Here is a 19,312-nt window from a genome sequence, read left to right as displayed (position 1 = left end):
CGGATACTATCAGTTGTGATTGCGAATTAGTATCAATTGCTAATGAAATTTTCACATTTGATCTGTTGCACGTTCGACCTGTGTCCAACGAATGATTTGTCTGGCGCAGTACGCCCCGGTGAGGATGACCCCGAACAGCCGAAGCGTCTGCATCGCCAGCACCAGGCCGACATCGGCATGGGTCTCCACCGCGATGATGGCCATGGCATCCAGGCCCCCGGGGCTGGTGGCCAGGTACATCGACAGGAAGTCAGTGCCCATGGCCAGGGCCAGCCCCCACGCACAGGCGGCGCACAGCAGGATCAGCGCCACCGCTCCGGCAATCATGGTCGGCAGGCGTTTCCAGACATAGCGCACGGTGTTGCGGTCGAAACGCAGGCCGATGTAGCAGCCGATGGCGCCGTAGGCACAAGCCAGCAGCGGTTCGGGCAGGGCGATGGTGAGCAGGCCGCTCAGTTGCAGTGCACCGCCGATCAGTAACGGCGCAAGCAACGCACCTGCCGGCAGGCGGTGACCGACGACGATGCCGACCAGCACCACCGCCAGGCTGGCCAGCACATTCATCAGGTGCGGTCCGTCCCCCAGCGCTGGCGCAGTGGCCACAGCGCCTGCACCCGGCGTGGCGCCGAGCAGATGGCTGACCAGCGAGCCGATCATCACCACGCAGACCACGCGCACGTATTGCATGGTCGCCACTACCCGAGCGTCGGCGCCGTTTTCTTCGGCCATCGACACCATCGCCGAGGCCGCACCCGGCGCGGTGCCCCATGCGGCGGTGCTACCCGGGATACCGCCGAAGCGCACGGTGCCCAAGCCGACCACGGCGCTGAGCAGCACCGTGATCAAGGTCGCCACCAACATCAGCGGCCACGACTGCGCCACTGCCACCAGCACCGCCCAGGTGACCGAGTGCGCCACCAGCAGCCCGACGCAGCCCTGGCCGAAGCGAAATACCTGGCGGTGCAGGTTCAGCCGCGCACCCGATACGCCAAAGAGGATGGCCACCAGCATCGGGCCGAGGAACAACCCGGCCGGTACGGCCAGGGCATGCAGCAGTTGGCCGAAGCCTGCCGCGCAGAGCAGCAGGGCGGGCCATAGGAAGAGGGGTCTGGAGAAGCCGGAAGGGGCAGTCTGCAACGTCGATACTCCTTGTGTTGCGATAACACGGGCAGCGGGTGCCAGCGCGGAAAATTATCGACGGCGCAATCGATCAAGTCTATTTTCTACTTTTGATGAATCCATAACTGAAATTCATGAATCATGGACCTGCGTGACCTCACCTATTTCGAAACCATCGCCGAGCTCGGCCACCTCGGGCGCGCCGCCGAACGCCTCAATCGCAGCCAGCCGGCACTGAGCAAGAGCATCCAGCGCCTGGAGGAGTCGTTGGGCACGCGCCTGTTCCAGCGCGATGGTCGACGCATCAAGCTGACCGAAGTCGGCCAACTGCTGCTGGCGCGGGGCAAGCAACTGCAATTGAACATCGCCGAAACCGAGCGCGAGGTGCGCGACTTCGCCAGTGGGCTGGTGGGCAACATCCGCCTGGGCTGCGCGGCCAGTATGGCCGACCACCTGCTGCCGCACCTGACGGCGGCCCTGCTGGAGCGGGCGCCAGACGTCACCTTGAAGCTGTCGATCGCCCAGGACGACGTGCTCAAGGCGTCGCTGCGGGCCGGGCGCCTGGACGTGATCATCTCGCCGCAGATCGCCGACGATCCTCAGTTCACCACCCACGCCATCCTCGAGGATGAAGCCATCGTGGTGGCCAGCGTCGACCACCCGGTGTTCGCCGGGCCCGTGGCGCTCAAAGACCTGTGTCAGTACCGCTGGGTGCTCGGAGGCCCGACGGTGATGGCCCGGCGCTGGATCGACAACGTCTTCATCGCCCGGCAGTTGCCGGCACCGCAGGTGCAGATCGAAACCAACGCGCTGTCGCTGTTGCCCCGCCTGATCGCCCGCACACAGCTGCTCAGCTTCGCCGCACGGGAAACCCTGGCCTATGGCATCGGCCAATCATGGCTACGCGAAGTGCCGCTGGAGGAAACCACCATGCGCCGCACCGTGGCGGTTTCGGTGCGTACCGAGGGTTACCTGCCGCCAGCGGCGGAAGCATTGGTGGCGCTGCTCAAGGAGCAGGGGCGCAGCTTCTTCGAGCGAGATTGATGTCGGGCCACGCCCCCCGAGGTATCAGAGCTGCGCAAGCAACGCCAGGCTACGCTCGACCATCGGGCTGGCATCGCCCTTGCGGCGGCTGAGGATGATCGGGCTGACCGCGCTGCGGTCGAGCAGGCCGACATACTCGATATCCGGGCGATGCTGCTGCTGCACCGACTCCGGCACCAGGGTCACGCCAAGGCCCACCGCCACCAGGCCGATGGCGGTCTGCAACTCGTTGGCCCATTGGCTGACCTTGAGGCTCAGGCCATGGTGGGCGAACAACGCCAGCACGTGATCGGCATAGCTCGGCCGTGGGTTGGCCGGGTAGAGGATGAACGGCTCCGAGGCCAGTTGCTCCAGGGTCAGCGCAGCACCGGCCAAGGCATGGCCCTTGGGGAGTACCGCCACCAACGGGTCTTCGCGCAGTACCTGCTGGACGATCGCTGGGTCGTCCACGCGGATACGCCCGAAGCCAATGTCGATACGGCCATTCTTCAACGCTTCCACCTGTTGCACGGTGGTCATCTCGTTGAGGCCGAGTTCCAGTTCGCTGTCTTTGCGCAACTCGCGGATAAGCTCGGGCAGCACCGTGTACAGGGTCGAGGGCGCGAAGCCGATGCCCAGCCACTGGCGCTGGCCTTGACCGATGCGCTGGGTGTTGTCGCTGACCGTCTGCAACTGTTGCAACAGCGTGCAGGTCTGCTCGTAGAAGTAACGCCCGGCCTCGGTCAGGCGCAGCGGACGTTCACGCACCACCAGCAAGGTCCCGAGCTGCTCTTCGAGCTGGCTGATCTGCCGGCTCAATGGCGGCTGGGCGATATGCAGCAGTTCGGCGGCACGCGTGAAGTTCAACGTTTCCGCCAGGACCTTGAAGTAGCGAAGGTGACGCAGCTCCATCAGACCTCCAGGGTATCGTGGGAGATTCATTTGATATTGGACGACGGCCAGGGTCTCGCGCAATGCTTGAATTATCAAGTAAATGTAGTGGCGGCTGCGCAGTGTGCGCGCCGACTAGCCTGGACCTGCGAACCATGACTCACGCCCTCATCGAGCGAATTGACGCGATCATCGTCGACCTCCCGACCATCCGCCCGCACAAGCTGGCCATGCACACCATGCAGCAGCAGACCCTGGTGGTCTTGCGCCTGCGCTGCAGCGATGGCGTCGAGGGCATCGGCGAGGCGACCACCATCGGCGGCCTGGCCTACGGCTACGAGAGCCCCGAGGGCATCAAGGCCAACATCGACGCGCACCTGGCGCCAGCCCTGATCGGCCTGCCGGCGGACAACATCAATGCCGCCATGCTCAAACTGGACAAGCTGGCCAAGGGCAACACCTTCGCCAAGTCGGGCATCGAGAGCGCCTTGCTCGACGCCCAGGGCAAGCGCCTGGGCCTGCCGGTCAGCGAGCTGCTGGGCGGCCGCGTGCGCGACAGCCTGGAAGTGGCCTGGACCCTGGCCAGCGGCGACACCGCCCGCGACATCGCCGAGGCCGAGCACATGCTCGAGGTGCGCCGTCACCGGGTGTTCAAGCTGAAGATCGGCGCCAACCCGGTCGAGCAGGACTTGAAGCACGTGGTGGCGATCAAGCGCGAACTGGGCGAGCGCGCCAGCGTGCGTGTCGACGTCAACCAGTACTGGGACGAGTCCCAGGCCATCCGTGCCTGCCAGGTGCTGGGCGACAACGGCATCGACCTGATCGAACAGCCGATCTCGCGCATCAACCGTGGCGGCCAGGTACGCCTAAACCAGCGCAGCCCGGCACCGATCATGGCCGACGAATCGATCGAAAGCGTCGAGGACGCCTTCAGCCTGGCCGCCGACGGCGCCGCCAGCATCTTTGCCCTGAAAATCGCCAAGAACGGCGGCCCGCGTGCGGTGCTGCGCACCGCGCAGATCGCCGAAGCAGCCGGCATCGCGCTGTATGGCGGGACCATGCTCGAAGGCTCGATCGGCACCCTGGCCTCGGCCCACGCCTTCCTCACCCTGCGCCAGCTGACCTGGGGCACCGAGCTGTTCGGGCCGCTGCTGTTGACCGAGGAGATCGTCAACGAGCCGCCGCAGTACCGCGACTTCGAACTGCACGTTCCACGTACCCCGGGCCTTGGCCTGACCCTGGACGAGCAGCGCCTGGCGCGCTTCGCCCGGCGCTGAACCCAAATGCAACCCCGTGTAGGAGCGGCTTTAGCCGCGAAGCAGGCGACGCGGTGGATGGCACCGGCATCGCCGGTGATCGCGGCTGAAGCCGCTCCTACACGGGCCGAGCCCGATTTGAGAAAGGAGATGACAGCATGCTGTTCCACGTGAAGATGACCGTGAAACTGCCGGTCGACATGGACCCGACCAAGGCCGCACAACTGAAGGCCGACGAGAAGGAACTGGCCCAGCGCCTGCAGCGCGAGGGCACCTGGCGTCACCTGTGGCGCATCGCCGGGCACTACGCCAACTACAGCGTGTTCGACGTGCCGAGCGTCGAGGCGCTGCACGACACGCTGATGCAACTGCCGCTGTTCCCGTACATGGACATCGAAGTGGACGGCCTGTGCCGCCACCCGTCGTCGATCCACGCCGACGATCGTTGATTCGCCCTGGCCCAACGACTACCTGACAAGAACAATTCGAGGTAAGCACCATGACCGTGAAAATTTCCCATACCGCCGAAATCAAATCCTTCTTCGAGGAGGTGGCGGGCCTTGGCCATGCCGAGGGCAATCCACGCTTCAAGCAGATCATCCTGCGCGTGTTGCACGACACCGCGCGCATGATCGAAGACCTGGAGATCACCGAGGACGAGTTCTGGCACGCCGTGGACTACCTCAACCGCCTGGGCGGGCGCAACGAGGCCGGCCTGCTGGCCGCAGGCCTGGGCGTCGAGCACTTCCTCGACCTGCTGCAGGACGCCAAGGATGCCGAGGCCGGCCTCACCGGCGGCACCCCGCGCACCATCGAAGGCCCGCTGTACGTGGCCGGCGCGCCGCTGTCCGAAGGCGAGGCGCGGATGGACGACGGCACCGACCCAGGTGTGGTGATGTTCCTCCAGGGCCAGGTATTCGATGCCGATGGCAAGCCGCTGGCCGGGGCCACCGTCGACCTGTGGCACGCCAATACCCAGGGCACCTATTCGTACTTCGACTCGACCCAGTCCGAATACAACCTGCGCCGACGCATCGTCACCGACGCCGAGGGCCGCTACCGCGCCCGCTCGATCGTGCCGTCGGGCTACGGCTGCGACCCGCAGGGCCCGACCCAGGAGTGCCTGAACCTGCTCGGCCGTCACGGCCAGCGCCCGGCGCACGTGCACTTCTTCATCTCGGCCCCTGGCTACCGTCACCTGACCACGCAGATCAACTTCGCCGGTGACGAATACCTGTGGGACGACTTCGCCTACGCCACCCGCGACGGGCTGATCGGCGACCTGCGTTTCGTCGAGGATGCCGCAGCAGCGCGCGACCGTGGCGTGCAGGGTGATCGTTTCGCCGAGCTGGCGTTCGACTTCCACCTGCAGGCGGCCAAGGCGCCCGAGGCCGAAGCGCGCAGCCACCGTCCACGCGCCCTGCAGGACGCGTAAGCAATACCCGTTGTAGGAGCGGGTTTACCCGCGAACACCGGCATAGCCGGTGCCATCCACCAAGGTGGCTGGTTCGCGGGTAAACCCGCTCCTACAGTGGCTGTGGAACACCCGATAGATCGCCATACCACCATTCCAATAACAATAAAGGTCTTTGGTCATGCCTACATTCGCCGAGCGTGCGCTCGCCTGTTGCTGACAGGTCACTGCCTTGTAAATCCCTTTCAGGCTGTCCCTCACCAGGAAACAAGCGAGCATGACGAATCTTTCCCAAGCGCAACCTATCAAACAGCGCGAAAAGCGCTATATCTACGAGTGGTATGTGGTCCTCCTGTGCATGGTGGCCTACATCTTCTCCTTCGTTGACCGGCAGATCCTGGCGCTGATGATCGAGCCGATCAAAGCCGACCTGCAGCTCAGCGACACCCAGTTCAGCCTGCTCCATGGCCTGGCGTTCTCGCTGTTCTACGCCTTCATGGGCATGCCCATCGCCTACCTCGCCGACCGTTTCTCGCGCCCACGCATCATCGCCGTGGGCGTGATCTTCTGGAGCATCGCGACCGCCGCGTGCGGGCTGAGCAAGAACTTCCTGCAGATGTTCCTGGCGCGCATCGGCGTCGGTGTCGGCGAGGCGGCCCTGTCGCCCTCGGCCTACTCGATGTTCAGCGACATGTTCCCCAAGGAAAAACTCGGCCGCGCCGTGGGCATCTATTCGATCGGCTCGTTCGTCGGCGGCGGCATCGCCTTCCTGGTCGGTGGTTATGTGATCGCCTTGCTCAAGGACGCGCAAACCTTCGAAGTCGCCTTCCTGGGCGCGATGAAGGCCTGGCAGCTGGCGTTCTTCATCGTTGGCCTGCCGGGGGTGATCGTCGGCCTGCTGATCTGGCTGACCGTGCGCGACCCCGAGCGCAAGGGGGCCCAGCTGGATGCCGACGGCAAGGTGCGCAAGGTGCGGGTAACCGATGGCCTGCGCTTCATCGGTCGCCACCGGGCGACCTTCGGTTGCCACTACCTGGGCTTCTCGTTCTACGCGATGACGCTGTTCTGCATGATGAGCTGGTCGCCGGCGCTGTACATCCGCAAGTTCGGCATGAGCCCCGAGCAGGCCGGCTTCATGCTCGGCGCGGTGTTGCTGGTGGCCAACACCACCGGCGTGGTGTTCGGTGGCTGGCTGATCGACCACCTGGCCAAGCGCGGGCACAGCGATGCAGCGATGCGCACCGGAGTGATCGGCGCCGTGGGCATGATCGTGCCAGCCGTGCTGTTTTCGCAGGTCGACACATTGTGGCTGTCGGTGGCCTTGCTGGTGCCGGCGATGTTCTTCGCTTCGTTCCCCATGCCGGCCTCCACCGCCGCGATGCAGATCCTCTCGCCGAACCAGGTGCGCGCCCAGGTATCGGCGGTGTTCCTGCTGATCAGCAACCTGCTGGCCCTGGGCCTGGGCACCACGCTGGTGGCGCTGATCACCGATCGCTACTTCGGCGTGCCGGCGGCGGTGGGCTCGTCGATGTCGATCGTCAGCTGCGTGGCCTCGCTGCTGGCTATCGTGCTGCTGGCCAAGGGCTGCAAGTGCTTCCGCCAGAGCATGCAACGCGAACACCCAGGCACCGCTTGAAATGCTCGCCGACATCCGCTTGCTCGAGCGCTTCGTGCTGGTCGACTCGCATGATGTCGCCGACATGCAGGCACAGCTGGCCCGCTACCTGTGCCCGCACCGTCTGCGCCTGCTCGATGACACGCCGCCGCACCTGCAGGTCAGCGGCGTGGAGTTCGGTGGCGCGCGGCTGCTGGAGCTGCACTACGATGCACCGGTGGAGATCAGCCTGGAGGGCAGCGGCGAGCATTACCTGTTTCGCGGTACCCTGCAGGGCCGTTGCCAAGTTACCCAGGGGCGCCAGCATGCGGCAGTGGCGGCGGGTGGCCTGAGCATCAGTTCGCCGTTCGCCGCCAGCCGCATCGTCACCGGTGGCGGCTGCCGCAACGCGGTACTGAGCCTGCCACGCGAAGCCCTGGAGGTGCATCTGCAGCGCCTGCTCGGGTGTAGCCTGCGCCGGCCCCTGGCGTTCGACGTGCCGCTCGCCGCCAACCACCCCGGCGTGCACGCGTTGGGGTTCGCCTTGGACTACATCTGCCGGCTGTTCGCCCTGGATCTGAACCTGGCTGCGCTGCGGGGTGGCCTGTCCGACCACCTGGCGCAGCTGCTGCTGACCCAGTTGCCGCACAACTACAGTGGCGAGCTCGACCGCGCGCAGACCCCCTTGCCCAGCCATGTGCGCCGCGCTCGCGATCATATCGAAGCGCACCTGGACCACCCCCTGACCCTGGCCAGCCTGTGCGCGCTCAGCGGCGTTTCGTTGCGCACGCTGCAAAACGGCTTTCGCCAGTTCCTCGGGCAGACCCCGGTCGAGTACATCCGCGAGCGCCGCCTACTGGCCGTGCAGCGCGCGCTGGCGGCGGGCGAGGGCAGTGTCACCGACGTGCTGCTGCGCCATGGCATCAACAGCCCGGGGCATTTCACCCAACAGTACCGGCGCCGCTTCGGCTGCCTGCCCTCGGCCACACTCAAGGGTTGAGTCGTTGCGCAATCGGTAGGGTGCCTGCGTGATCCGCAGCGCCGCGTGAACGCCTGCTGGCTAGCATCGGCGAACCCTCACACGCGGAGCAATGCCCATGAACATCACCATCCTCGGAGGCGGCCACGGCTGCTACGCCGCTGCTGTCGAAATGGCCGAACGCGGCCACGCCACACGTTTGTGGCGACGCGACCAGGCGGCGCTGGACGAACTGCAGGCCATCGGCGCGCTGACCGTGCGCGACTATCGCGGTACCCGCCAGGTGGCCCTGGGCGAGCAACTGACCCTGGTGGCCGATCTGGCCCAGGCCCTGGAAGGCGCACAGCTGGTAATCATCCCGCTGCCGTCGACCACCCACCTGGACCTGGCCGCCGAAGTGGCGCCGTTGCTGCGCGATGGCCAGGTGGTGTTCCTGCCGCCGGGCACGTTCGGCAGCTATGTGTTCGCCAAGGCCATGCACGATTGCGGCAACCACGCCGAAGTGGCTTTCGCCGAAACCGGCACCCTGCCGTACCTGGTGCGCAAGCACGGCCCCGACCAGCTGGTGATCAGCGCCTACGCCACGCGCCTGCCTACCGGCGTGCTGCCCAGCCGCCTGGCAGCCCGGGCCTTTACCGTGCTGCGCGAGGCCTACCCCAGCGTCGAGCCCATCGAAGATGCCTTGAGCGGTGCGTTGATGAACGCCGGGCCGATCATCCACCCGCCGCTGATCATGATGAATGCCGGCCCGCTGGAGCACTTCGAAGCCTGGGACATCCACAACGAAGGCACCCAGCCGTCGATCCGCCGGGTCACCAACCAGCTCGATGCCGAGCGCATGCGCGTGCGCGAGGCCCTGGGCTACCCGGCGCCGCACTTCCCGCTGGCTGACCACTACAACACTGACCAGGGCGAGGAATGGATGTACGGCCGCGGTGCCCACGGCAAGCTCACCGACAGCGGCGACTGGCGCGAGAAGATCGACCTGCAGCAGCACCGCTACATGCTCGAGGACACCCGCCTGGGCCTGTCGCTGCTGGTCTCGGTCGGCCGTTGGGCCGGGGTGCCGACGCCAGTGGCCGAAGGCTTGCTGGCCCTGGCTTCGGCGGTGATCGGGCGCGACCTGTATGCCGAGGGCCGGACGTTGGAGAACCTGGGCATCGCCCAGCTCGACCGCGCCGCCATGGGCGCACTGCTGCAAGAGGGAGTGGCGGCATGAGCGAGCCAGTGCGGCACATCGCGGTAGCGGGCGCCGGGCGCATGGGCGAGGGCATCGCCCTGGCCTTCGCCCAGGCGGGTCTTCAGGTCAGCCTGATCGACCTGAAGGCCCGTCAGGCGCACGCGCAAGCCGACTACTTCGCAACCGTGGGCCGCAACCTGGAAGCCGAGGCTGGCAACCTGGTCGCCCTCGGGCTGATTGGCGCGCAGCAGGTCGCGCCACTGCTTGCGCGCATTCGCCTGCTGCCGCTGGGCGAGGGCGGTCAGGCGCTGGAAGGCTGTCGCCTGGTGTTCGAGGCGGTGCCGGAGGTGTTGGAGGCCAAGCGCGAGGCCTTTGCCTGGATCGACCGCCTTGTCGCGGCGGATACGATCATCGCCTCGACCACCTCGACCTTCCTGGTGACCGAGCTGGCGGCCATGGTCAGCGCGCCGCAGCGCATGGTCAACGCCCACTGGCTCAACCCCGCGCACCTGATGCCCTTGGTGGAGGTTTCTCGCAGCGAGCAGACCAGCGAGGCAGTGCTGGCCGAGCTGCTGGCGACCTTGCGCGGCATCGGCAAGGTGCCGGTGGTGTGCAACGCCGTGGCAGGCTTCATCGTGCCGCGCCTGCAGGCGCTGGTGATGAACGAGGCGGCGCGTATGGTCGAGGAGGGCGTCGCCAGCGCCGAGCAGATCGACCAGGCGGTGCGCACCGGGTTCGGTCTGCGCTTTTCCGTGCTGGGCCTGCTTGAATTCATCGACTGGGGCGGCGGCGACATCCTCCACCACGCCTCGGCGTACCTCAGCCAGCACCTCGGTGAGCGCTACCAGGCGCCGCAGTCGGTGCGCGACAACATGGCTGCCGGGCGCAACGGCCTGCGCGACGGCATCGGTTTCTACGACTACCGGGACATGGATGTGCCGGCGTACCGCCAGGCGCGCCTGGCGGCACTGGTCAGGCAACTGCACAACACCGGCCTGGCCCCGCGCCTGGCCGGGGATGCACCGGTCAGGCCTTGAAGCGCTGGATCAGGTTTTGCTGACGGACCGCCAGGCCGTTGAGCTGCTGGCTGATGGCCGACGACTGCTCGGCCTGGCCAGACAGTGTGGTGACCACGTTGCGGACCGCCTCGACGTTGCGGTTGATCTCCTCGGCGACGCTGCTCTGTTCCTCGGCGGCGCAGGCGATCTGCACGTTCATGTCGGTGATGATGGCGACTGCCTGGCGGATCTCTTCAAGCACCGCCAGCGCCTGCTGGGTCTGCTCGACGTTGTGATGGGCCTGGTCGTTGCTGTGCTGCATGGCGGCGGTGACATCGCGCGTACCTTCGCGCAGGTTGTCGATGACCACGGCAATTTCCTCCACCGACGCCTGGGTGCGTTGGGCCAGTCCGCGCACCTCGTCGGCTACCACCGCGAAGCCGCGCCCGGCATCGCCGGCGCGCGCGGCTTCGATGGCCGCGTTGAGCGCCAGCAGGTTGGTCTGCCGGGCGATGGCGAGGATCACATCGAGCACCGAACCGATCTGCTCGCTGCTCGCCGCCAGGGTCTGCAGGCGCTGCATGGCGTCGCTCATGCCAGTGGCCAGCTCGCGGATGCCTTGGGTCGATCGCTCGATCACCTGCACACCGTTGCCGGTGGCGCGCTCGGCGTGGCGCGCTGCATCGGCCGCCTGTGCCGCACTGTGCGCCGCGGTCTGGGCGGTGGCGGACATCTCGTGCAGGGCCGTGGCCATCTGTTCGATTTCGCCCACCTGCTGCTGCATGCCCTGGCTGGTCTGGCTGGCGATGCGCTGGGATTGATCGGCGGAATGGTGGGTGTCGTGTACCGCCTGTTGCACCTGCCCGATCACCGGCTGCAGGCGGTCGAGGAAGCGGTCGAAGGCGGCGCTGAGCCGGCCGAGTTCGTCACGTCGCGGGTAAGCCAGGCGCCGGGTCAGGTCGCCGTCGCCATCGGCGATTTCATCGAGCAGGGCGGCCACGCGCTGGATCGGCCGGGTCACGCTGCGTGCGGCCCAGGCCATCATGGCGATGCCGGCGACCGCCAGCAGCAGGCCGAGGGCCACCTGCATGGCCAGGCTGCGCATCTGCTGCGCCTGGACCTGTTGCTGCATGCGCAGCACCGGCGCATCGAGCACCTGTCGGGGCACGGCCACCTCGATGCTCCAGGGCCTGGCGTCGGCGATCGGCTGGATGGGCACCTGCACGGCGAGCTGCGCAGCGTCCGCGGCCGGCTGCCCGCTGGCGGGCTTGCCCAGGCGCTGCGGATCGGCGCTGTCGGCGGCCACCATGCCCGATGCGCTGATGATCGACAGCGAGCCCTGGCCGTCGTACAGCGAGGCACTGGCTGCCTTGGCGTTGTCCTGCAACGCATCCAGGCCGATATCCAGGCCTAGCACGCCAATCACCCGGCCGTCGACGATCAAGGGCACGGTCACGCTGGTGACCAGGTGGGCGGTGCCGCTGGAATCGTCCAGGTAGGGCTCCAGCACACAGGGCCGGGCACTGTCCCGCGAGCAGGTGAAAAAGGCATTGAACGGCGCGCCGGTGGCGCCGGGGGTGTCGTTGGCCAGCAAGGCTTCGTTGCCCGGTACGGCTTGCAGCTGGCCGGGTTGCGGTTGCAGCCAGTACAGGGTGAAGCGGCCGCTGTCGTTGCTGCCCAGTGCCGGTTGGTCGACGAAGGCCGCGTCATGCCCGTCCAGGGCATCGCGATCGAAGGCGACGAACAGCCCGAGCAGGTCGCGGCGCTCGCCGATCGCCTCGCGCAGCACTTGCGCCAGGGTCTGACGCAGCGCATGGGACGCGGCGAGGTCGGGGTCGTGGCCGGCCTGGGCGCGCAGGTGCAACACCTGGCGGGCCATGCCCTGGGCGAATTCGTGGGCCTGGCCGAAGCGTTGCTGGATGTGCAGCGCCTGGGCCTGGCCTTCGGCCTGCAGGTTGTCCCGGGCCGCTGCGCGCAGCAGCTCGCTGGAGCTGTCGACGAGGGTCTGCGCATCGCTGCGCCGCTGCTCCAGCGACAACCCTGCCAGCAGGCCGACGACCGCGACCAGGCAGGCGCTGGCCAGCAGGGTGATCTTGTTCTGGATGTTCAATGCCGAGGTTCCTTTTGTTGTTCTGGGCAGCGCCGGGCTGGGTTGTCGCAGGCTACCGGGGCCGGGCGGCAAACCCCATCACCCCAGGTGCTTTTGGCAGCCCTGCACAAGTGTTCGGCACGCTTGGACAAATCTGCCTGTGGTGATTGCCTGACACTGGCTAGTGGAGACCAACGATGATGAGGCGACCCATGAAGATTGCTGTGATCGGGGCCGGGGCGATGGGCAGCCTGTTCGCTGCCAGGCTGCTCGATGCCGGGGCCGAAGTGACCCTGGTGGATGTCGACTCGCGGCTGCTCGAAACCCTGCGCACCCAGGGCTTGTGCCTTGAGGATGAACAGGGGGCGCGGGTGTTCTGGCCGGAAGCGGCACGGGCCGAAGACCTGCGAGGGGTGGTCGATGCCCTATTGATCCTGACCAAGAGCTACCACACCCGTCAGGCCATGCAGGCCTGCCGGCACCTTATCGGCCCGCAGACGCTGGTGTTGACCTTGCAAAATGGCCTGGACAGTGTGCCGGTATTGCGTGAGTACGTGGCCGACCACTGCCTGGCCATCGGCATGACCCTTTACCCGGCCGATGTGCTGGCCCCAGGCGTGGTGCGCAGTTGCGGGGGCGGCGAGGTGCGTTTGCGCGGGTTGCTGGCTGCGCCGGAGCACGCCAACTTCGCGCCGTTGCGCGGTTTGGTCGACGCCTTGCGGCGTGCTGGGATGCGCTGCATCGAGGACCCGCATATCGAGGTCAGCATTTGGGAAAAGGTCGCCTTCAATACTGCGCTGAACTCGCTGTGCGCCCTGAGCGGTAAAAGCGTCGGCGAGGTTGGCCGATGTGCGCGGGGGCGCGAACTGGCGTTCGCCCTGGTGACGGAGGCCGCCACGATCGCCGTGGCATCGGGCGTGGCAGTGGACCGCGAGGGGATCGTGCAGGCGGTGGAGCAGGCGTTCGTCGTGCATGCCGGGCACAAGCCCTCCATGCTCCAGGACCTTGAGCACGGCAGGCGCATGGAAGTCGATGCCTTGTCCGGGGCGCTGCTTTTTCATGCTCGACAATATGGTGTGCGGGCGCCGGTCATGGCGGCGATCGACCGGCTTTTACGGCGGGTGCAGCGGCGGGAGGGGTTGGCTTGAGAGATGTAGTGTCGCTGATACTGGCCCTTCAGAGCTTGCGTCGACAATTCCTACAGCTATTTAGGACGCGCTCAACTTCTCGCTGAAGTGCTTCCTCGCTAGTGTTCGGCGTCAGGCCGCTGCCTGTTAGCGAGGATCTTTCTTTGAGCATCAGCAAAGCCATCCGTATCGCCATGGCGGAAGAAATTCCCAATCCATATGGCACCTGTAACGCTTGCGAGCGCTCCGGCCTTCCCATCCTCCTATTGCGTGAGGCCTATGCCCCGCATCCCCGTGACACCCAGTCCTATCTGGTCGCGCATGGCAGCGAAATCACTCATGTGAAGATGCGCAGTGATCAGTTGCGCACCTTGCGCCAGGGGTATGTCTACATCTTGCTCGACCAGGAAATCTGGCAGGCCTACCAGGTCACACCGGAAGGTGCGCTTCGGCGGTTTCCCGTTTCCCAACCGCCGCGAGTGCCTGGCAGGCCGCTGGCAAAAGTGTGTCGAACGAAGAACCACGATGTCATCGCCTCGTTCATCAATATCGATACCACGCTCTATCAAAAAGCCTGGATCGCCTTCGCCAACGACCCCTGGCCCCGCGATGTGCTCGATTGCTACCGGGACGGTATCGTCAAACAGCGCCCCGACTTCATCGACCGCTTCGTCGAACTGGACCTGAACACCGCCCGCAACGACCCAGCCAGCCTCGGCATCGCCATGACCGCAGAGGACCTTGGCCTGGATGAAGTTCTGGAGTACGGCGCGCCCTACCCCGGGAAGTTCACCAGCGCCCATGGCTTCTATCCCCGCATGGCTCGCCTGGCCGCCACACGAGGCTTCGTGCGCAACACGGTGTTGCAAGAGCAGTTGCCCAACGGTGTGCTGGCCCTGACCGTGCCGGACCCGGTCGGCCTGGCGATAGAAGCCAATGCGCAACGCACCCAATGGTTCCAGCGCATGCAGGAATGGCGCGCCGAGCCCCAGCGGCACTTCGAATACTTCACCTCCCAGGCCTTGCTGGGTATTCGAGAGCTGAACGAGGCCAGGGCGGCTGCTCAAGCGGTCGTGGACACGGCAGAAGAGGTTCGGCAAAGGGAGCAGTGGAACAACAGCGCAATCCGCTTCAAGGCGCCTCGCCCGGCGGTGGACGTGGAGGCTCATACCGAGCGGACGACCGACACCAAGCAGCAAGAAGCGCGGGAGCGGCTGGAAGAACGCTACGATGAGAAAGCCCGTGCCGCCTTCCAGGCCTACTACGACAGCGAAGTCGGGCATTGGCAGAGGATGATCGACAAGGTCGGGGAGTTGTACGCCAATTTCTATGGCCACCGCGCGTTCCAGCGTATCGGCTATTTCGACTACAGCGCGACGGACCCTCTTTCAATCGCATACTTCATCCAGATGCTGTCCGCCTGCCTTGCCGGTGGCCCGACCGAAAGAGTGCCCGAGGAAGACGCGCCATTGGGTCCTACCCAATACCTCTGGCAGCAGTTGCTGGAGGATCACGATAGCCTGCTGTACCGGGCTTTGACGGCCAAGAATCAAAGTTTGCAGCAGCAGTTGGTGAAGGCGCTGTCGGGTAATGACCTGACCTACGTCTATCACGCGGTAAAAGGCATGGCCACCAGCCCAGAGGGCGAGCGGCTGATGATGGAGCCAGTGCAAGATGCCATCGGCCTGCTTCTTGCCGGCATGGCCAACGCAGGTAACTCGCTCGGAAAACAAGTCACTGAGCGAACGCGGTCTTTGATCGGTCATGTCCATAGCTCGGCGTTCCTGCTCTTCGCTGGCCAACCGATCACCCAGGTCAGGCTTTCGCTCACCTTGGGTGAGTACATGAGCCTGCTGAACGAGGCGCTACAGGAGCGGACCGACGCTTTCATCGGGCACTTGGACAAAGACTTTCGAAGACCTGCCGGGCGCAAGGTAAGGGCCATGGTGCTCAGCGGGGCTATCCATCTGGCGGCAGCAGGCAATCGCAGTCAATTGATCGAGGTAATGGTCTGGACCCTGGAGAGCGCTGAAAGTCTGCAGGCGAGGCTGGCGCAATTGCGGGACAGTGCGGCAGGCGGAGCGGAGGCGCTGATACGTAACGTGTCAATCGGGGCCGATACGCTGCGGTTCAGCCTCGCTTCTGCGGCCGATGATGTGAAGATCGGTGCCGCAGCCGCGCGCGCCATTGCGAGTGATGGACTGCGCGGTCTCCGAACTTCTGCTTCCAGTCCCAACAGCCCGAAGCTGTTATTGGCCTTGGGAAGCCTGTGGTTCCAACAAGAAACGCTTCGTAAGAATTTCGAGATGCTTCTGGAAACAATCCCGAGCAATCCGGAAGCGCTCGCTGCAATCGGCTCTTCCACGCTTGGCGTGGTGGGTGTGGGTATTGAGGCAACGGGGCTGGTGATGGACCTGCTTCGGCCAGGACAAATTGTGGTCGGACCGAACGCAACGGTATCCGCCGGTCAGACTGTCGTTAAATTTGGAGGCGCAGTCACCGCACTGGCTAGCTTGATGGATGCCGCACAATATTTTCAGGCCATCAAACGGGTCGCCGCGAACGGAGACTTATCCTCTGCTCGAAGTTTCTTCGCTGCAGGAGGGTTCGCGACGTTGTCGGCGGCTGCTGGAGTACACGCGGCCATTTATTCCTCCGCTCTGCTAGGGCCGCTAGGCTGGGCTATCACTTTGGGTTTGGTTGCGTATGTATTCGCAGTCAATGCTAGAAAACAAGAGTCTTCTCTATTAGAACTATGGGCACGGCGATGCATATGGGGAGTGCCAGCCCAAGAGCGACGCTGGATACGATCAGAGCATTTCGACACTTCTATCGGAGAGCTAAATGCCGCAGCCATAGGCCTATGTGCAGAGGTTTCAGTCGCCGTGAGACTTCAGTCCCCGCAGCAACAAGCGTCTGAAGGGCCACTATTCAATAGTGAAGCTGTTAGGTTTGGTTTTTTCTCGATTTGAACATTTTTTTGCCGGGCTTCAACGCCGAACTGTCAAGTGTCAAGTGGCAGCTGGATTTACACAGAGCCGGAGGCAGTAGGAAAGACGTCTCACTATGGGGTGGCGACCAGTTTGAAGAGATACAGGGGTTGAACTCGGAGATTGAGGATGTATTGGCCGACTCTTCGCCGCAGTTGAAATTCACCATTCAAGACCAGGGGTTCAGAATGCAGGGGGGGCTCGCTCTCGAGGAAAATCACGGTGTAACGGCAGTCCAGCTGAAAGTTGAGTATTGGCCTGACAAGAATGACGATACAGGATTGGCTATCGCAACCGTTAGAGAAGATAAGTTGGCAACGAAATTAGGGATTATGTGATGGTTCTTCCGCTTTTGAAGCCCCCATGTGCTGGGTGGCAAGAAGATTTACCTGGTCCTGACGAACTAGTCGCTGTTGAGCCATCTCTTGGTGGAAGGACACCTAATCATCTCGACACTACTTACTTAGAGGTTCCGCGGTCTTCTATCTCGGTGCGTAGCATATTCATCTTCTTCTCCTTGATGATGACGTATTCCACTTTGCGGATGCCTTTTCACGTAGTGGATGCCTACCTCGAAGGTGATATGGATTTCGTTTTTACTGGTAGCTTGGCATCTTTTGTTTTTGTGTGGGGCGTGGTGTTTTGCTTCAAAGTCGCAGCCTGCCCACCAAGAGATGAACCTCTCCGTTTCAACCGGATCCGGCGAAAAATATACGCCTATAATTTCAGACACCGATGGTGGAACCCCTTCGAGCGTTGGAAAGTAGTACCCGTGAGTTACGACTGGTCGCAGGTAAGAGCCGAACGCTGGTCGCAGATGGGAGCGTTGCCTAATGGCGGCTTCATCTACAAAACCGGCGTAATGCTTTCCATCGTAGAGCCAGGCACGAACAAGGTAATCGATCGATTCCCGCTCGGCACCATGGGCGCCGATGAGCATGCCTGGGCCTACATCTGCACATACATGCAACAAGGCCCCGCTGCATTGCCAGTTCCAGGCGAACCCAAAGACCACAACGATGTGCTGTGGTGTGAATTCGGACTTCTTTTGGCCCCAAAGGTGGTTTGGCCTGCCGATATGGACCTGGAGTCTAGAACCGCACTCTAACGCCTTTGCAGCGGCGCGCGGGGCAGGCTTCAGTTCAGCGGTGAGAAGGGGGCCGGCAGATAGACCACCGAGTTCATCTTCTGCAATTGCGGGGCAGAGTTTTCCGGTGGCCACACTCCGTCGCCGACCGCGCGGGTGCGCACATCCAGACGCTGCTCGAGGCTGGCGTACGGCCAGATGTGCAGGTAGCGCGGCACCCGGCCACTGGTGGCATAGAACGCCGCATACACCTGGGAATAGCGCTCGCCTGTACGCGGCCCGACCGCCTTGCGCCAGCCGGCCAGGGTCGGTGCCAGCCCGGAGGTGACCAGGTCGTATTCTCGCAGCTCGTAGAACGGCCCATGCTTGCCGGGTGCCAGTGGTTCGAGAAAGGGGAACAACCGGTAATCGTCCATGTGCTGTTCGAGCACGAATTCGCCAATGCCGAAAGCATCGCTGGCCAGCAGCACGCGCTCGCGCTCGGCGGCCTGGACCTCGACGCTGGCGAAGCGGCGGAGCACGGCGATGGTGTTCTGCGGGCCGATCTCCGACACCCAGCAGCCGATCAGCTCGACGCCTTGGAGGGCGGCCTGCAAGGCCTCCTGGAGGCGTGGCAGGGCCTGGGCGGGAGTGCGTACACGCAGGGTGAAGCGAAGTAGTTCGTAGTGGTTGGACATGAAGTGTATCTCTGAAGTGAAGAAACCTATGTCGGAATAGAAGGTTCTTCATGGATTGTCGGGAAGGTGCGTCTGGAGAGATGGGGCGCTCGATATCCGCCGCGCTACAACTATCAAGCCAAGCCAATAAAAAGCCCGGACCCTCCCCGCACGGAAAGGCCCAGGCAAAAACACAACGGATCTAGGGTTGCAACTGCCGCGCCTGCGGCTTGATCGACAGCACCGCCAGGGTGGTGATCGCGCCCATCACCATGAGCATCACCGACACCGGCCAGGCATCCTTGTAGAGGCTGAACAGCGCGGTAGCCGCCAGCGGCGCCAGGCCACCGGAGAAGATCGAGGCGATCTCGTGGCCCATGGCCAGGCCCGAGTAGCGCACCTTGGGCGGGAACAGCTCACCCATCAGCGCCGGCTGGGTGCCGATCATCGCGCCATGACAGAACGCCATGCCGAGCAGCGCTGCCAGGTACACCCACAGCGGCGAATGGGTATCGAGCATCCAGAAGAACGGGAAGGCCAGCACCATCAACCCGACCGAGCCGATGGCGTACACCACGCGGCGACCGATGATGTCCGACAGCCAGCCCCAGAACACGATGGTGCCGGCCTCGACGATCATCGCCACCATCACGCTGGCCAATACCAGCTGGGTATCGAGGCCGGTGAACTTGGCGTAGGCGATGGTGAAGGCCAGGAACAGGTAGGCGCTACCGTTCTCGGCGATGCGGATGCCCATGGCCTGGAGCACGGCCTTGGGATGGTTGCGCAGCACTTCCATTGCCGGAATGTGCTCGGGCTTGTCCTGTTGCGCCTGTTCCTCGACGAATTCCTTGCTCTCCGGCAGGGGGGGGGGGGGGGGGGCCCCCCCCCCCCCCCCACCCCGGGGGG

At 64.4% G+C, this 19,312-nt stretch carries 17 protein-coding genes and 1 pseudogene; 12 read left to right on the top strand and 6 right to left on the bottom strand.

The window, feature by feature from the left end; all coding sequences use genetic code 11:
- Nucleotides 1-51 precede the first annotated feature (51 nt).
- Nucleotides 52-1,137, bottom strand: coding sequence for an AbrB family transcriptional regulator (locus IAE37_RS17200; protein ID WP_201175468.1), 1,086 nt, complete (start codon nt 1,135-1,137; stop codon nt 52-54).
- Nucleotides 1,138-1,260: 123 nt separating this feature from the next.
- Between IAE37_RS17200 and IAE37_RS17195 the strand changes: the two genes are divergently transcribed.
- Nucleotides 1,261-2,163, top strand: coding sequence for a LysR family transcriptional regulator (locus IAE37_RS17195; RefSeq protein WP_201175467.1), 903 nt, complete (start codon nt 1,261-1,263; stop codon nt 2,161-2,163).
- 24 nt (nt 2,164-2,187) lie between these two features.
- Here the strand turns inward: IAE37_RS17195 and IAE37_RS17190 are convergent, their stop codons facing one another.
- On the bottom strand, nt 2,188-3,054 hold the full coding sequence (locus IAE37_RS17190; RefSeq protein WP_201175466.1) for a LysR family transcriptional regulator: 867 nt from the start codon (nt 3,052-3,054) through the stop codon (nt 2,188-2,190).
- Between the two features lie 134 nt (nt 3,055-3,188).
- On the opposite strand from IAE37_RS17190, the gene IAE37_RS17185 reads away from it, so the two are divergent.
- The 7 genes from IAE37_RS17185 to IAE37_RS17155 all read left to right on the top strand — a co-directional run bounded on the left by IAE37_RS17185 (nt 3,189) and on the right by IAE37_RS17155 (nt 10,493).
- Entirely contained in the window at nt 3,189-4,310 is a 1,122-nt protein-coding gene (locus tag IAE37_RS17185; protein ID WP_201175465.1) for a muconate cycloisomerase family protein, read from the top strand.
- 137 nt (nt 4,311-4,447) lie between these two features.
- Entirely contained in the window at nt 4,448-4,738 is a 291-nt protein-coding gene (catC, locus tag IAE37_RS17180) for a muconolactone Delta-isomerase (RefSeq protein ID WP_201175464.1), read from the top strand.
- Between the two features lie 50 nt (nt 4,739-4,788).
- Nucleotides 4,789-5,724, top strand: a complete 936-nt coding sequence (catA, locus tag IAE37_RS17175; protein WP_201175463.1) for a catechol 1,2-dioxygenase — start codon at nt 4,789-4,791, stop codon at nt 5,722-5,724.
- A 256-nt stretch (nt 5,725-5,980) separates the two neighbouring features.
- A complete protein-coding gene (locus IAE37_RS17170; RefSeq protein WP_201175461.1) occupies nt 5,981-7,339 on the top strand; it encodes a spinster family MFS transporter in 1,359 nt (452 codons plus the stop codon).
- A 1-nt stretch (nt 7,340) separates the two neighbouring features.
- Entirely contained in the window at nt 7,341-8,297 is a 957-nt protein-coding gene (locus tag IAE37_RS17165; RefSeq protein ID WP_201175459.1) for a helix-turn-helix transcriptional regulator, read from the top strand.
- Nucleotides 8,298-8,394: 97 nt separating this feature from the next.
- Complete coding sequence (locus tag IAE37_RS17160) at nt 8,395-9,495, top strand: NAD/NADP-dependent octopine/nopaline dehydrogenase family protein (protein WP_201175457.1); 1,101 nt, start codon at nt 8,395-8,397, stop codon at nt 9,493-9,495.
- A complete protein-coding gene (locus IAE37_RS17155; RefSeq protein ID WP_201175455.1) occupies nt 9,492-10,493 on the top strand; it encodes a 3-hydroxybutyryl-CoA dehydrogenase in 1,002 nt (333 codons plus the stop codon). The genes IAE37_RS17160 and IAE37_RS17155 overlap by 4 nt, the downstream gene beginning before the upstream one ends.
- On the opposite strand, the gene IAE37_RS29250 is transcribed toward IAE37_RS17155, so the two are convergent.
- The gene (locus tag IAE37_RS29250; RefSeq protein ID WP_442967831.1) at nt 10,483-11,208 is read right to left on the bottom strand and encodes a methyl-accepting chemotaxis protein; all 726 of its coding nucleotides are present in this window, start codon (nt 11,206-11,208) and stop codon (nt 10,483-10,485) included. The two genes, IAE37_RS17155 and IAE37_RS29250, sit on opposite strands and share 11 nt — an antisense overlap.
- 132 nt (nt 11,209-11,340) lie before the next feature.
- Nucleotides 11,341-11,496: pseudogene (locus IAE37_RS29245) on the bottom strand (HAMP domain-containing protein); the annotation flags it as partial.
- A 1,259-nt stretch (nt 11,497-12,755) separates the two neighbouring features.
- Here IAE37_RS29245 and IAE37_RS17145 point away from each other — a divergent pair.
- The 4 genes from IAE37_RS17145 to IAE37_RS28840 all read left to right on the top strand — a co-directional run bounded on the left by IAE37_RS17145 (nt 12,756) and on the right by IAE37_RS28840 (nt 17,768).
- Nucleotides 12,756-13,691, top strand: a complete 936-nt coding sequence (locus IAE37_RS17145) for a ketopantoate reductase family protein (RefSeq protein WP_201175453.1) — start codon at nt 12,756-12,758, stop codon at nt 13,689-13,691.
- Nucleotides 13,692-13,834: 143 nt separating this feature from the next.
- Complete coding sequence (locus tag IAE37_RS17140; RefSeq protein WP_201175451.1) at nt 13,835-16,642, top strand: T6SS effector BTH_I2691 family protein; 2,808 nt, start codon at nt 13,835-13,837, stop codon at nt 16,640-16,642.
- A complete protein-coding gene (locus tag IAE37_RS17135) occupies nt 16,639-16,998 on the top strand; it encodes a hypothetical protein (RefSeq protein ID WP_201175450.1) in 360 nt (119 codons plus the stop codon). The genes IAE37_RS17140 and IAE37_RS17135 overlap by 4 nt, the downstream gene beginning before the upstream one ends.
- A complete protein-coding gene (locus tag IAE37_RS28840) occupies nt 16,998-17,768 on the top strand; it encodes a DUF6708 domain-containing protein (protein WP_236410019.1) in 771 nt (256 codons plus the stop codon). The genes IAE37_RS17135 and IAE37_RS28840 overlap by 1 nt, the downstream gene beginning before the upstream one ends.
- A 29-nt stretch (nt 17,769-17,797) precedes the next feature.
- Here the strand turns inward: IAE37_RS28840 and IAE37_RS17125 are convergent, their stop codons facing one another.
- Both IAE37_RS17125 and IAE37_RS17120 read right to left on the bottom strand, forming a co-directional pair.
- The gene (locus IAE37_RS17125; protein ID WP_201175449.1) at nt 17,798-18,424 is read right to left on the bottom strand and encodes an NIPSNAP family protein; all 627 of its coding nucleotides are present in this window, start codon (nt 18,422-18,424) and stop codon (nt 17,798-17,800) included.
- Between the two features lie 181 nt (nt 18,425-18,605).
- The coding region (locus tag IAE37_RS17120; protein WP_201175448.1) for an MFS transporter at nt 18,606-19,312 on the bottom strand (707 nt) is incomplete at its 5' end.

The sequence above is a fragment of the Pseudomonas sp. S31 genome (genome assembly GCF_016648105.1).
Classification (GTDB): domain Bacteria; phylum Pseudomonadota; class Gammaproteobacteria; order Pseudomonadales; family Pseudomonadaceae; genus Aquipseudomonas.
Note: the sequence above shows the minus strand (reverse complement) of the source record. Positions and strands in the feature narration are given on the sequence as shown.

Bases quoted from the DNA above. Each gene is read 5' to 3' on its own strand.
- catA (WP_201175463.1), top strand. From the start codon at position 4,789: ATGACCGTGAAAATTTCCCATACCGCCGAAATCAAATCCTTCTTCGAG.
- IAE37_RS17125 (WP_201175449.1), bottom strand. From the start codon at position 18,424: ATGTCCAACCACTACGAACTACTTCGCTTCACCCTGCGTGTACGCACT.
- IAE37_RS17190 (WP_201175466.1), bottom strand. From the start codon at position 3,054: ATGGAGCTGCGTCACCTTCGCTACTTCAAGGTCCTGGCGGAAACGTTG.
- IAE37_RS28840 (WP_236410019.1), top strand. From the start codon at position 16,998: ATGGTTCTTCCGCTTTTGAAGCCCCCATGTGCTGGGTGGCAAGAAGAT.
- catC (WP_201175464.1), top strand. From the start codon at position 4,448: ATGCTGTTCCACGTGAAGATGACCGTGAAACTGCCGGTCGACATGGAC.
- IAE37_RS17195 (WP_201175467.1), top strand. From the start codon at position 1,261: ATGGACCTGCGTGACCTCACCTATTTCGAAACCATCGCCGAGCTCGGC.
- IAE37_RS29250 (WP_442967831.1), bottom strand. From the start codon at position 11,208: ATGGCCACGGCCCTGCACGAGATGTCCGCCACCGCCCAGACCGCGGCG.
- IAE37_RS17155 (WP_201175455.1), top strand. From the start codon at position 9,492: ATGAGCGAGCCAGTGCGGCACATCGCGGTAGCGGGCGCCGGGCGCATG.
- IAE37_RS17185 (WP_201175465.1), top strand. From the start codon at position 3,189: ATGACTCACGCCCTCATCGAGCGAATTGACGCGATCATCGTCGACCTC.
- IAE37_RS17165 (WP_201175459.1), top strand. From the start codon at position 7,341: ATGCTCGCCGACATCCGCTTGCTCGAGCGCTTCGTGCTGGTCGACTCG.
- IAE37_RS17160 (WP_201175457.1), top strand. From the start codon at position 8,395: ATGAACATCACCATCCTCGGAGGCGGCCACGGCTGCTACGCCGCTGCT.
- IAE37_RS17145 (WP_201175453.1), top strand. From the start codon at position 12,756: ATGAAGATTGCTGTGATCGGGGCCGGGGCGATGGGCAGCCTGTTCGCT.
- IAE37_RS17170 (WP_201175461.1), top strand. From the start codon at position 5,981: ATGACGAATCTTTCCCAAGCGCAACCTATCAAACAGCGCGAAAAGCGC.